Source organism: Candidatus Gastranaerophilales bacterium, from assembly GCA_028693235.1.
GTDB lineage: Bacteria > Cyanobacteriota > Vampirovibrionia > Gastranaerophilales > Gastranaerophilaceae > JAQUVW01.
The window spans coordinates 133,004-145,385 of the sequence record JAQUVW010000003.1 but is presented as its reverse complement, the minus strand read 5'-3'; the positions used below and the strand labels follow the sequence as shown (position 1 = coordinate 145,385).

Annotated in this window: 17 protein-coding genes; 5 read left to right on the top strand and 12 right to left on the bottom strand. The window is 34.2% G+C overall.

The features are described 5' to 3' along the window. Positions 1-3: 3 nt before the first annotated feature. The 11 genes from plsX to serS all read right to left on the bottom strand — a co-directional run bounded on the left by plsX (position 4) and on the right by serS (position 7,739). Entirely contained in the window at positions 4-1,059 is a 1,056-nt protein-coding gene (gene plsX / locus PHV37_06210; GenBank protein MDD3237677.1) for a phosphate acyltransferase PlsX, read from the bottom strand. 32 nt (positions 1,060-1,091) lie between these two features. Further along, positions 1,092-1,397: a 50S ribosomal protein L32 gene (gene rpmF / locus PHV37_06205; protein ID MDD3237676.1), complete on the bottom strand. Its 306-nt coding sequence runs from the start codon at positions 1,395-1,397 to the stop codon at positions 1,092-1,094. Between the two features lie 2 nt (positions 1,398-1,399). After that, positions 1,400-1,903 (bottom strand): DUF177 domain-containing protein, encoded by a 504-nt coding sequence (locus PHV37_06200; GenBank protein MDD3237675.1) that lies wholly within the window; start codon positions 1,901-1,903, stop codon positions 1,400-1,402. A 98-nt stretch (positions 1,904-2,001) separates the two neighbouring features. Further along, a complete protein-coding gene (locus PHV37_06195) occupies positions 2,002-2,331 on the bottom strand; it encodes a hypothetical protein (protein ID MDD3237674.1) in 330 nt (109 codons plus the stop codon). A 10-nt stretch (positions 2,332-2,341) separates the two neighbouring features. Continuing rightward, positions 2,342-2,614: a hypothetical protein gene (locus PHV37_06190; GenBank protein MDD3237673.1), complete on the bottom strand. Its 273-nt coding sequence runs from the start codon at positions 2,612-2,614 to the stop codon at positions 2,342-2,344. Between the two features lie 237 nt (positions 2,615-2,851). After that, entirely contained in the window at positions 2,852-3,439 is a 588-nt protein-coding gene (hisH, locus tag PHV37_06185) for an imidazole glycerol phosphate synthase subunit HisH (GenBank protein MDD3237672.1), read from the bottom strand. Then, the gene (locus PHV37_06180) at positions 3,439-4,680 is read right to left on the bottom strand and encodes an aminotransferase class I/II-fold pyridoxal phosphate-dependent enzyme (protein ID MDD3237671.1); all 1,242 of its coding nucleotides are present in this window, start codon (positions 4,678-4,680) and stop codon (positions 3,439-3,441) included. The genes hisH and PHV37_06180 overlap by 1 nt, the downstream gene beginning before the upstream one ends. A 15-nt stretch (positions 4,681-4,695) precedes the next feature. After that, positions 4,696-5,487 carry a GTP cyclohydrolase FolE2 gene (folE2, locus tag PHV37_06175; protein MDD3237670.1) on the bottom strand — a complete coding sequence of 264 codons (792 nt, stop codon included), beginning with the start codon at positions 5,485-5,487 and terminating at the stop codon, positions 4,696-4,698. Further along, positions 5,480-5,818 carry a hypothetical protein gene (locus PHV37_06170; protein MDD3237669.1) on the bottom strand — a complete coding sequence of 113 codons (339 nt, stop codon included), beginning with the start codon at positions 5,816-5,818 and terminating at the stop codon, positions 5,480-5,482. The genes folE2 and PHV37_06170 overlap by 8 nt, the downstream gene beginning before the upstream one ends. A 23-nt stretch (positions 5,819-5,841) precedes the next feature. After that, positions 5,842-6,471, bottom strand: a complete 630-nt coding sequence (gene tmk / locus PHV37_06165; protein MDD3237668.1) for a dTMP kinase — start codon at positions 6,469-6,471, stop codon at positions 5,842-5,844. Further along, a complete protein-coding gene (gene serS, locus PHV37_06160; GenBank protein MDD3237667.1) occupies positions 6,471-7,739 on the bottom strand; it encodes a serine--tRNA ligase in 1,269 nt (422 codons plus the stop codon). Before serS ends, tmk begins: the two co-directional genes overlap by 1 nt. A gap of 144 nt (positions 7,740-7,883) precedes the next feature. On the opposite strand from serS, the gene PHV37_06155 reads away from it, so the two are divergent. From PHV37_06155 to PHV37_06135, 5 genes are read left to right on the top strand one after another with little or no spacing between them, the layout of a single operon-like run. Continuing rightward, positions 7,884-8,543: a phosphoribosylaminoimidazolesuccinocarboxamide synthase gene (locus PHV37_06155; GenBank protein ID MDD3237666.1), complete on the top strand. Its 660-nt coding sequence runs from the start codon at positions 7,884-7,886 to the stop codon at positions 8,541-8,543. Between the two features lie 47 nt (positions 8,544-8,590). After that, on the top strand, positions 8,591-8,965 hold the full coding sequence (gene crcB, locus PHV37_06150) for a fluoride efflux transporter CrcB (GenBank protein ID MDD3237665.1): 375 nt from the start codon (positions 8,591-8,593) through the stop codon (positions 8,963-8,965). Further along, entirely contained in the window at positions 8,949-9,890 is a 942-nt protein-coding gene (locus PHV37_06145; GenBank protein MDD3237664.1) for a methionyl-tRNA formyltransferase, read from the top strand. The genes crcB and PHV37_06145 overlap by 17 nt, the downstream gene beginning before the upstream one ends. After that, positions 9,887-10,717 carry a TIM barrel protein gene (locus PHV37_06140; GenBank protein ID MDD3237663.1) on the top strand — a complete coding sequence of 277 codons (831 nt, stop codon included), beginning with the start codon at positions 9,887-9,889 and terminating at the stop codon, positions 10,715-10,717. The genes PHV37_06145 and PHV37_06140 overlap by 4 nt, the downstream gene beginning before the upstream one ends. Before the next feature lie 9 nt (positions 10,718-10,726). After that, positions 10,727-11,401, top strand: a complete 675-nt coding sequence (locus PHV37_06135) for a glycosyltransferase family 2 protein (GenBank protein MDD3237662.1) — start codon at positions 10,727-10,729, stop codon at positions 11,399-11,401. 139 nt (positions 11,402-11,540) lie between these two features. On the opposite strand, the gene folD is transcribed toward PHV37_06135, so the two are convergent. Beyond that, positions 11,541-12,377 carry a bifunctional methylenetetrahydrofolate dehydrogenase/methenyltetrahydrofolate cyclohydrolase FolD gene (folD, locus tag PHV37_06130; GenBank protein MDD3237661.1) on the bottom strand — a complete coding sequence of 279 codons (837 nt, stop codon included), beginning with the start codon at positions 12,375-12,377 and terminating at the stop codon, positions 11,541-11,543. Positions 12,378-12,382 lie beyond the last annotated feature (5 nt).

Below are 12,382 nucleotides of genomic sequence, written 5' to 3'. Positions count from 1 at the left end.
ATATTATCCTTCATAAAATTCTTTGATTTTTTCGTTTACACCGGATTCAACAGCTTCTTTAGCTACTCTAACTGCGTTTTTAATCGCATAAGCTCTTGAACGGCCATGTGAAATTACAGTAATACCTTTAACTCCTAAAAGTAGAGCTCCTCCGAATTCTTCATAATTGATTTTTGTATAAATTCTTTTCATAAAAGGTTTTGCTAATATACCTATTATTACAGATAAAATATCATCGCAAAATTCTTTTTTAATCATGTGGAATAGCATTGAAGAAGCACCTTCAATTGTTTTTAATGCAACATTTCCGACGAAACCGTCGCAGACAATTACATCGCAATTTCCAAGGAAAACCTCTTTACCTTCAATGTTTCCTATGAAGTTCAATTTATCTTGATTTTCTTCAAATAATTTATAAGCACCTTTTGCTAAGTCGTTACCTTTTCCTGGTTCTTCACCGATATTTAAGACGCCTATTCTAGGGTTTTCAATTCCTATTACGCTTTTAGAAAAAGTAGCACCCATCATTCCAAATTGGTATAACATTTCGGGAGTACTGTTTGTATTTGCACCTGAGTCAATCAAGACGACAGGTCTTTTCATTGTTGGGAGAGTTGTTGCAATAGCAGGACGTTCAATACCCGGTAATCTGCCAAGTCCGAATAAACTTGCTGCCATCGCTGCACCTGTAGAACCTGCTGCAACTACTGCATCGGCCTCGCCATCTGCGACAGATTTTACTGCCAATACAATTGAAGATTTCTTTTTCTTACGGATAGCTTGACCGGGAGCTTCACCCATTTCAATTATTTCAGTTGCGTGGGTTATTTTGATGTCCAATTTTTTTGTGTCTATTTTTATTCTTTTAGGTTTAAACAATCCGCCTCCGAGGTAGACAATACCTTCTTGGTCAATTCTGTCTAATTCTCTTTCGATTTTGTCTTGTTTTCCTACAAGTTCAATAGGCACATCATATGCCCATGCTCCCCAAACAGCACCTTCAACAATTTCTTTAGGGGCATAATCCCCACCCATTGCATCGATAGCTATTCTTGTCATACTTATCCACTCTTCCCTATTTTATTATCTAATTACTCTTCTGTTTTTTCTTCAGAAGTTTCTTCAGCCGGAGTTTCAGCTGTTTCTACTTGTTCAGCTTTTTTAGCTGTTTTTTTAGGAGCTTTTTTTTCTTCTTTAACTTCTTCTACAACAGTATTTCCTTCAGCTTTTATACTAGCAGGTTTACCCTTGTAGTAGCCACATTCTGTACAAACTGTATGTGTTAATACTAATGCACCACAATTTTTGCAAGTTGTAGTTTCAGGAACTGTAGCTTTCCAGTTTGATCTTCTATGTCCTTGAGCTGAATGCCCTGTTCTTTTCTTTGGTACTGCCATAACTAATTATCCTTTTCTTTTTCTATTTTGATAGTTTTAAATATTTCTAATCTTGGATCAGCGACTTCAGTTTTTATATATTTATTAATATTTTCATCACCTATACAATTTATACCACAAACAAGTTTATTTGGAATATTTAATATTACAGATTGATAAATTAAATCGGTGATGTCAATTTCATTTGAGCCGTTTAAGTCCTCTATAAAAGAGCCTTCAGAAAGTTCAACTTCATCTTTATATTCTTCAAACAAGCTGTTGCGAGCAAATGTTTCATTGATTTCTATCGAAAAATCTTTTTCAAATTCTTTTAAACATGAATCACAAGTTAATTTTAACAGTGCTTTGATATTTCCTTTTACGTTGATATATTCATCGCCCATTAAGCTGATTGAAAGATTTGCTTCTACTGCTTTTTTCGGGTTGAATTCATCAATGATTTCACAAAATTTTATATTTTGTGATTGATTGTCTAAATTTTCAATTTCAGAAATTAATACCTTCATTATATTAATTTTATTTGTTAGAAATTATTTGTCAAACCATGAACGAAAAAAACGGCTTTCTTTTTAGAAAACCGTTTGTAAAAATTTTAATTATTTAATTAATTACCGTAAGAGAACGAACGTTGTATATTCTTGTCTCTCAATGCTTTGCAAGATTCCATTTCGGAGTCTATCATTTTTAATTGGGTATTATACATTTCCATTTGCATATCAAGTTTTTTGTCTAAGGCATTTAATCTTTCTTTTCTTTGATTTAATTGTTTAACAATTTCAGACTCAGGATCCATATCGTTTCCGACGTTGGTCATTTCTGAGATGGTTTTAGTCAAGCTCAACTTGCTTTCAGTTACGAGTTGGATTTTGTTTTCCAAGTCTAATCTGAAAGAGTTAAGATACATTAATCTGAATGTTGATGATGCTAATCCCATTGCTGAGTCCTTATCTCATTTCGTTAAGAGTTCTGCCTTTTAAGAAGACGTGTTCGTTGTTTTGAGCGATTATTTGCTCGAATTGTGCCAATTTGTATTTTTGATAGTTAAGTCTGTATCTTGCCATTTTTATTTTTTTATTTACTGTCAAAACTTCTTTTAGTTTTGCTGACAAGCCTTGGCTTAATAGCTTTAATGGGTTCTTTCTTGTTAAGAAAGATTTAGAGTATTGCAAAAAATTCAATAGCTTTTGTGCGTTTGTAGTTAGTGCTTCTTGGAACATTTGCAACTCCTTATAGTTCTAAAGGAACTACATAATAATAAAAACATTTAACATTCTGTTATTGCTCTATTTTCGAGTGAGCTTTAAATATGTTAACATTTATTAATTATGTTATTCTCTTACGTATCCCTTTGTTATTACCTTCTCTTTAATTATCGGAATGAAAAAAATCAATCTTGAGCTTTTTGGGCTTTTTCAAGATTGATTTTTACATTTGTTTACAATTCATCTTTTATTTTATGAATTTATCCACCTTGTGAAAAATTCTAAACCTGATGTCGAACTTTTTTCGGGGTGAAATTGTACTGCTGTTAGGTTGTTTTTCTGAACTGAAGCACAAAAATTTCCGTTATAATCGCACATTGAGCTTATAATATTTTTGTCTTTTGGCTTTACGTAGTATGAATTTACAAAATAGAAGTAATCATTTTTAAGAAAATTGTCAGCTTTTGTTGTTGAAATTTTGTTCCAACCGATTTGAGGAATTTTACCTTTTGTAAATCTTTTCACTTCACCTTCTAAAATTCCTAACCCTTTTACGTCAGGGGCTTCTTTGCTGCTTTCGAATAATATTTGCAGCCCGATACAAATGCCTAAAAACGGAATATCTTTAGCTACAGCTTCTCTGATTGAGTCGGCTAAACCTTTTCTTTCAAGATTATTCATGGCTTGCCCGAAATGACCTTGCCCCGGAAAAATAATTTTATCTGCTGATAATATTTTTTTGGGGTTGTCTGTTATTTCAAAATCAGTTTTTAAATAGGTAAGCATGTTCGCAACGCTTTTAAGGTTACCTGCTTCGTAGTCTACAATTACTGTTTTCATTAGTATTTAAAACCGTCTTCTTTCATTCTGGAAATAACTTCTTTTAAGTTGTCATCACTTGCTACAATTGATATTCTGAAATATCCTTCACCGTATTGCCCGAAAGCACTCCCTGGAACCATTACGATGCCTGATGTTTTCAATAAATCACTTGTGAAATCAGAGGCTTTTTTGTATTTTTGTGGAATTGGAAGCCATAAATAGAAAGTAGCAGGAGGCACATTTAGATTGTCCATATCCCAGCCGAGTTCTTTGAAACCGTCTACCAATATTTTTTGTTTTGATTGGAAACCTTTAACCGCATTTTCTGTGTACTCGTCGCCTTCTTTGCTGTTCAAAACTGCAGCACCTGCTTTTTGAAGAGCTTTAAAAAGTCCTGAGTCTATTGTTGATTTTAGTTTGCCGAACATTCCTACAGCTTCAGCGTTTCCGCAAACCCAACCTAATCTCCAACCTGTCATTGCGTATGGTTTTGAAAAACTATGAAATTCTACTGCTATATCTTTAGCACCTTCAACTTCAAGGATGCTCGGGGCTTTTGTTTCACCCGGGAAAACCATATCAACGTAAGCGGCATCGCTTATCAATAGAATTTTATGCTTTTTACAAAAATCAACTACATATTTGTAGTAATCAATATTAGCTATAGCCCCTAACGGGTTGTTAGGGTAGTTGATAATCATAGCTTTCACTTTATTGTGAGGGAATCCTTCGCTTGGCATTTTTTCCCATAGTTGGTTAAGGTTTGGCATGTAGTCATTTTCAGGCGTTAGCGGCATTGGGTATGGACGACCGCCTGAAACCATCAACATTTGTGAATATGAAGCGTATCCAGGGTCTGGAACCATTATGATTTCTTGGTCTTCTTTATCTGTTGTCGGGTTAATTAATTCTCTTATTATATTAGCGAGCCCTTCTTTTGAGCCGATTAAAGAGCAAATTTCTGTTTTAGTGTCAAGTTCTACTCCAAAACGTGATTTCATACGCTCTTTTACTGCTTCAATAAAGTAGCTTTCACCTTTTGGGGTAGAATACGTGTGAATTCCGTCCTCGTTTAGGCATTCAGTCAATTTATCGATTACAAACTTAGGCGGTGCTTGAACAGGAGCACCCATTGAAAGATATATAGGTTTACGATTTTTTTTCGTCAATTCCGGCGTCAAAGCTTGTGCTTCTTGCTTAATCTTAAACATAATGTAAGTTTCCAGCGATTGAACGTAATCGTTAAACAGTTCTTTCATTCATTTTCTCCTTTGTTATTCTTTTGTTTCGGACTGGTAGGCCCAAGCATTATGCGTGTGAATACTTTCTTGAGCTTCGATTTCAACTTCATAAAAATTTATAATTTTATTTTTTTTCAATATTCCAACAATGTCCCTTAGGGCATCTTCGACAAATTTTGGATTTTTATAGGCAGCTTCTGTTACAAACTTTTCATCACTTCTTTTAAGCAATGGATGAATTGGGCAAGAGCCACATTTTTCTATCGTATCAATCAAGTCTTCAAGCCAAATGTGGTCATTTTCAGCGTAACCTATTTTTACTTTAATAATAGCTCTTTGATTATGTGCAGAATTCTCTGATATTTCTTTCGAGCATGGGCAAAGAGTCGTAACGGGAACTTTTACGCCAAGGATAAATTTGTAATCTTCGCCATGTAAATTCCCTTCAAACGAGCAATCGTAGCCCATTGGGAATTTTGCTTTGCTTATAGGTGCCTTCTTTTCTATAAAATATTTGAAATTAAACTTCACGTGAGCACTTTTTGCCTGCAATTTTTTTTGAATATCAATCAAAATACCTTTTATATCAATGCCCAAAAGGTTTTTTATTCTATATTCATTTAATACTTCCATAAATCGTGACATGTGAGTGCCCCGATATTTTTTAGGAAGTGCAACACTCATTCTTGCAGTTGCACTAACGACTTGGTTTTCTGCGTTTTTACGCTGAATAATCAGAGGTACTTCAACTCCATTCACTCCAACTTTTTGAATGTCGATACCTCTTGCGTCATCTTGGTTTTGTATGTCTGCAAGTTTAGTCATCTTTATTTAGATTAATATCCTCTAGCGAGTTATTTTCAAGTGCCTTTAACAACTTTAAGGCTGCATTACGTTGTGTTTCAGGCGGTGCAACTCTCAAAAGTTCAACGGCTTTAAGCATGACAGGGTCATTATCGTACCAACGGCTTCCTTTTCCTGCGTATTGGGAAACCATGTCGTATACGCTTTCTATTACATCTTGAGCAACTTGTTCTTGCAATTTTATAATAAAATCAGCTGCATTGCTTTTTGTTTCATCTGGTTGCATTTGCAAGAGTTCCAATGCTTCTTTAAGTATAGGATCCTTGTCATACCAACGTCTGAAATCATCCATTTATATAAATCCTCGTGTCATTGTTATTTGTTTTGCATTTTATTGCATAAATCAATTATAATATCTTTTGTGTCATTGTAAACAGTTTCGATAGAATTGTTTGCATTTATCACTTTTATTCTTTCGGGTGATTTTTTTGCGAGTTCAAGATAACCTTGGCGTACTTTTTTGTGAAATTCTATTCCTGCAGCTTCTAGTCTGTCTTTTTCTTTGCCGACTCTTGTTTGGGCTATATCTGTATCAACATCAAATAATAGAGTCAAGTCCGGAACGAGTCCGTTTACTGCTATTTTATTAAGCTTATCAAGCTTTTCAATGTCTTGCCCTCTGCCATAACCTTGATATGCCAAGGTCGAGTCAGTGTGTCTGTCGCAAAGTACGATTTTACCTTGTTCAATTGCCGGTTTTATGAAAGTCTCCGAGTGTTGGGCTCTATCAGCTAGGAATAAAAACATTTCGCAGTTATCAGCAACGACGCCATCATAGTGGAGTAATATGTTTCTTATTTTTGAGCCGATTTCAAGGGCACCCGGTTCAAGAGTTTTGACAACGTCATAGCCCATGTTTTCTAAAAGTTCTGCGGTTTTGTTTAGTTGTGTTGTTTTTCCGCAGCCGTCAGCACCTTCAAATGTAATAAACAAGCCTTTTTTCATTATTGAATTTTATCCCAACCTGTATATTTTCTTAAAACTTCAGGAACTGTTATTGAGCCGTCAGCGTTTTGGAAATTTTCTATTATTGCTGCGACTGTTCTTCCAACAGCTAGTCCAGAGCCGTTAATGGTGTGGACAAAACGGACTTTTCCTGTAGATTTTTCTTTATATCTTATGTTTGCTCTTCTTGCTTGGTAGTCGCCGAAGTTAGAGCAACTGGAAATTTCTTTATAGGCATTATAAGACGGCATCCAGACTTCTAAATCCCAACATTTGTTTGCTGAAAATCCGATGTCACCCGTTGAAAGGGCAACTCGTCTGAACGGCAAGCCTAGCATTTTAAGCATTTCTTCAGCGTCTTCTGTTAGCTTTTCGTGTTCTTCTTTGCTTTGCTCTGGAGTTGTAAGTTTTACGAGTTCAACTTTGTTAAATTGGTGAACTCTGATTAAGCCTCTTGTGTCTTTTCCTGCTGAACCTGCTTCTCTTCTGAAACAAGGGGTATAGGCAGTCATATATTTCGGCAAGTCATCTTCTGTCAAAATTTCGCCTGAATAAATATTCGTAACAGGGACTTCTGCTGTCGGAATCAAGTACAAATCTTCATTTTCGCATTTATACATATCTTCTTTAAATTTAGGAAGTTGACCTGTACCAGTCATAGTTGCAGCATTAGCCATAAATGGAGGCAAAATTTCTTCATATCCTTGACGTTCGGTGTGTTCGTTCAAAAAGAAGTTTATAACAGCACGTTCTAAGCGTGCACCTTTGCCTCTATATAGAGTAAATCTTGATTGTGAAAGTTTAACGCCTCTTTCAAAGTCAACAATTCCTTTTTCTTCGCAGATATCCCAATGAGCTTTTGCTTCAAAATCAAATTTTGTCGGTTCGCCCCATTTTGAAACTTCCACGTTATCGGCATCAGATGCTCCTATTGGAGTTGTTTCATCCGGAATGTTAGGTATATGTAAAAGCAAATTTCTTTGTTTTGTATCTAAATCGACTTGTTTTTCTTCCAATGCTTTAACTTCGTCACCAAGTTTTCTTACATCTTCTTGGATAGCGTCAGTATTTTCCCCATTTTTTTTCATCATACCGATTTTTTGAGATTCGTTTTTTCTTTTAGCTCTTAGCTCATCGGCTTGAGTTTGTATTTGTCTTCTTTCTTTATCGATTTCAATGACTGCGTTTATCGACAAATCAGGATTTCTTCTTTTTAAAAGTTCATTTATTTTTTCAGGGTTTTCTCTGATAAGTTTAATATCTAGCATTTATACTACCTCTCATTCTGTTTTTAATTCTATTAAAAATATGAAAAAAAGTGAAGTCTAAAATAAAACTACACAAAATGAATGAGCCTTCCACTGGTTTAATATGTTAATTTTATAAAGCAAGGGATTTATGGAGGTATTTTTATGGCAATGCCGCAACAATTTGATACAGATATTTTGTATAACGGGAGAACAAAAGCGGTTTTCAAGACTGACCATCAAGAGCTTGTATCCATTTCTTTTAAAGAGTTAGGAGTTAGTGGAAATGCTGAAGCTTGTTTGAAGCTTAATGAACTTTTCTTTAATATCTTGAACGATAACAATATTCCTACACATTTCCTTGATAACAATGAGAAGAACAGCTTTTTGGCGACTACTTTAAGTATTATCCCTGTGACTATTGCTGTTAGAAACTTTGCTTCAGGCTCCATTTGTAGCAGGCAAAATATTCAAAAAGGCACGTGGTTTCCATATCCTTACGTTGAATATTTTTATGGTGATGAAATCCTTTCAGAAAAAGAATTGATGCTTAATAAGATATTAAATTTTGATGAAATTATGCTTCTGAATGAAGTTTCAAAGCTTGTATGTAAGCTGATATATGATTATTTGATTGCAAAAAATTTAAAACTTGTTGATGTCAAAGTTAAATTTGGAAAAAATAAGTGGGGAAATTACTTCGTAGCAGGTGATTTTTCGCCTAATAAAATGCGTGTTTGGAAAGTTTCTGAACAGAATGAATTAAATGCTATAGACTTACTTGCACTAATTGAAGAAAATAATAAAAGTCTTAAAATATTATAATTCTTTAAGTATTACCTTTTGGCGTTTATTGTAGTAATATATTTATTATGTTAAATGTTTTATCAGTATTCATAGGTGGAGGCATTGGTGCTTCTTTTAGATATTTAATTTGTCATTTTATAGGTAAGGAATGCTCGCTTTTATATCCATGGCACACATTGGGTATAAATATTGCAGGCAGTTTTTTACTCGGTTTCTTGATTTATTTTATAAATGCAAAAACCGGATTTAATCCTCAGTTAAAACTATTTCTTACAGTCGGTTTTTGTGGGGGGTTAACTACTTTTAGTACGTTCTCTCTTGAAGTTTTTGAACTCATTAAAGAAGGACGAATCCTTGAAAGTATTACATATATTTTACTAAGTGTATTAATTTGTGTTCTTGGAGCTTTTATGGGGGCTTGTTTTGCAAAATTCGTTTAAAAAAAGAATTCTTTTCGTCGGCATGCCAGATATGGCTTTGGTTTGTCTATCAAGACTTTATCAATCGGGTGTTAATATTGTTGGTGTTGTGCCTCCTGAGAAAGAAAATAATACACATTCTTATTTTGTCCAGTTTGCTACAAGCTTGGGGTACAATGTAATTCCGTATGATGAGTCTTTAAAAGATGAAAAATTCTTAAAAGAGTTAAAAAAACTTGATATAGACATAGCAGTTGTCTGCTCATACAATAGGCTTTTTCCGCCAGAATTTTTAGCAGTTGCAAAAGATGGTTTTATTAATACCCATCCTTCGTTGTTACCTGATTACAGGGGCGGAAATCCATACTCTCATGTCATTATTAATAATGAAAAAGAAACAGGTGTTACTCTTCATTTTATGGATGATTCTTTCGATACAGGAGATATTATTACTCAGTGTAAAATAGCTGTTTCAAAAGACGAAACCATGGGCACTCTGTTTAATAAGCTCAATTACCTTTCTGCCGAAGCAATTTTGAAAATCTTGGCTTTTTATGAAGAAACAGCGACCCTACCTCGCTTTCCGCAACCAAAAGGTGAATTTAAAAAGGCAAATTCTATAGATTTAAAATTTGGTAATTCTTATATTGATTGGACTAGACCTGCCTCTGAAATAGAACGATTTATAAGAGCTCTAAATCCTTTTATCTCGGCTGTTACTAAATATAAAAATGATTTTGTTAAAATATATTCTTCATCTGTTAAAAACAAACGTACAAAAGAAGCCCCCGGCACAATCTGCTGTGTTAAAGATACTATAGATGTTGCTACAGGTGATGGTATTCTTGAAATTCGAGCATTGCAAATAGGCTCTTATGTAATCGGTGACGCAAAAGATTTTATAAAAACCGTTGAACCTAAAATCGGAGAAAAATTCGAATTATGAACAATTTACACTTTTTGACAGCCGGAACTCCTTTGAGAGTCGAAGGGCAAGGTTATGAAAAAGCTTTTCAAACCCTTGAGGAACTAAATTTAGATGGCATGGAATTAGAATTTGTACATGGCGTCAGAATGAAACCTGAATCTCAAGATTTTGTAAAAAATATAATTAAAGAAAAAAATTTTTTATTAACGGCTCACGGTCCTTATTATATTAATTTGAATTCAAAAGAACCTGAAAAAGTCGAGGCGAGTATCGTAAGAGTCTTGGATACTGCCAGAATGGCACAAAAATTGGGATTATATAGCATAACTTTTCACGCTGCATTTTATATGGGGGGCGATAAAAATGTTGTGCAAAGGCAAGTTGAAAAAACAATGACGCAGATTTGTGAAACTTTAGACAAAGAAAAAATTGATGTATGGATTAGACCTGAAACAACGGGGAAACCTACTCAATGGGGAGATTTAGATGAAATAATAGCTATTTCAAAAAACTTTGACAATGTTCTTCCCTGTGTTGATTTTGCTCATTTACATGCCCGCTATAATGGAATTTCAAACACTTATGATGAATTCTCTCGTATATTAGAAAAAATTGGCAACGAACTTGGGCAAACTGCTATAGATAATTTTCATGCCCATTTAGCAGGAATTGCATATGGAGAAAAAGGTGAAAAAAAACATTTGATTTTAGAAGAAAGTGATATGAATTACAAAGATTTGCTGAAAGCTTTTAAAAAGTTTGATGTCAAAGGTGCACTTGTATGTGAGAGCCCGAATATTGAAGATGATACAATTTTACTGAAACATTTTTATAATTCGCTTTAAGGAGGTTTTATGAAGAGTTTTTATGTCGTTATTCCTGCATTTAACCCTGATGAAAATTTAATAAAATTGGTTGAAGAGCTTTGTATTTCATTCTATCCAAAAGAAATAATTATTGTTGATGATGGTAGTCAATCTCAAGCTGTATTTGGAAAATTGGTAGATAAAGGTGTTATAATTTTACACCATAGTGAAAACAAAGGTAAAGGTGCAGCTTTGAAAACGGCGTTTACATATATTTTGGCTCAAGTTGCTCCTTACGGAGTGCTTACGATGGATGCTGACGGACAACATTTGATTTCTGATGTCCTTTCAATTGCTCAATTATCTTCGAAAAATCCTGAGGCTGTTGTCTTTGGGTGCCGTGATTTTACCTCTGCTGGTACGCCTTTTAGAAGCTTTATCGGCAATAAAGTTGCTTCTTTGTTTTTTAAGTTAAAAACACATAAGGATTTGCTTGATACTCAAACAGGTTTGAGAGCTTTTCATTTTTCATTGTTGCCCGATTTGTTAAATTTAACAGGTAATGGCTTTGACTATGAAATGGAAATGTGTCTTTATTTTTGTAAAAAAAATATAAAAATTATCGAGCATTCTATTCAGTCTGTATTTATCGACAAAAATCGGAATTCAAGTTTTAATCCAATTTCCGATTCTTATAAAGTTGTAAAAGCTTTGTTTGAATAGTCTTATATAGAATATTGAATTGTATCTGTATCAGGCATGGTTGTATTCTTTGAGTCCGAGTCTGAATTTTATTAATGTCGTCTAAAATCTCTTTCTTTTCATTTCCGTATTTTGAAGATTGTAATCAACCAAGCAAGAGCTAATTGTGAAGTTTGTATAAATTAACTGTGTTTTGCATAAGCATTGCAATTGTCATCGGTCCGACTCCACCAGGGACAGGCGTTATAAAAGATGTTTTTGGTTTTACTTTTTCAAAATCTACATCACCTTTTAATTTGCCGTCAACTCTATTGATGCCCACATCAATTATCACTGCATTTTCTTTGACCATTTCAGCTGTTAAAAAAGCAGGCTTGCCTATCGCACAAACAATTATATCCATTGTTTTGGCTATATCTTCAATATTTTTTGTTTTGCTGTGTGCAATTGTGACGGTTGCATTTTTATTTAATAAAAGTTGTGCAATCGGTTTGCCAACAATGTTTGAACGTCCTATTACTAAAGCGTTTTTGCCTGCGATATCAACTTTATACTCATTTAAAAGTTCTATTATACCTTTTGGGGTGCAAGGAATTGCAAAAGGTTTTTGTCCCGTCATCAATTTGCCTGCATTAATCGGGTGAAAACCGTCCACGTCTTTCATTGGGTCAATGATTTCAAGTATTTTTGCCTCATTAATATGGTTCGGTAGTGGCAATTGAACCAAAATCCCGTCTATATCATTGTCGCCGTTTAAAATGTTTATTTGTTCAATCAAATTTTGCTCTGAAATATCTTCAGGCAATGGCAAAACCAATGAATGCATACCGATTTTAATAGCTGTTTTTTCTTTGTTTCTAACATATATTTGGCTTGCAGGGTTGTTGCCGACTAGCACAACTGCAAGTTTCGGCTTTCTAATCATTGATTTCGTTTCTATGGATAGCTTTTCTGTAATCTTTAAAGAAAGTGCTTTTCCGTCAAGTATTGTTGTCAATATCT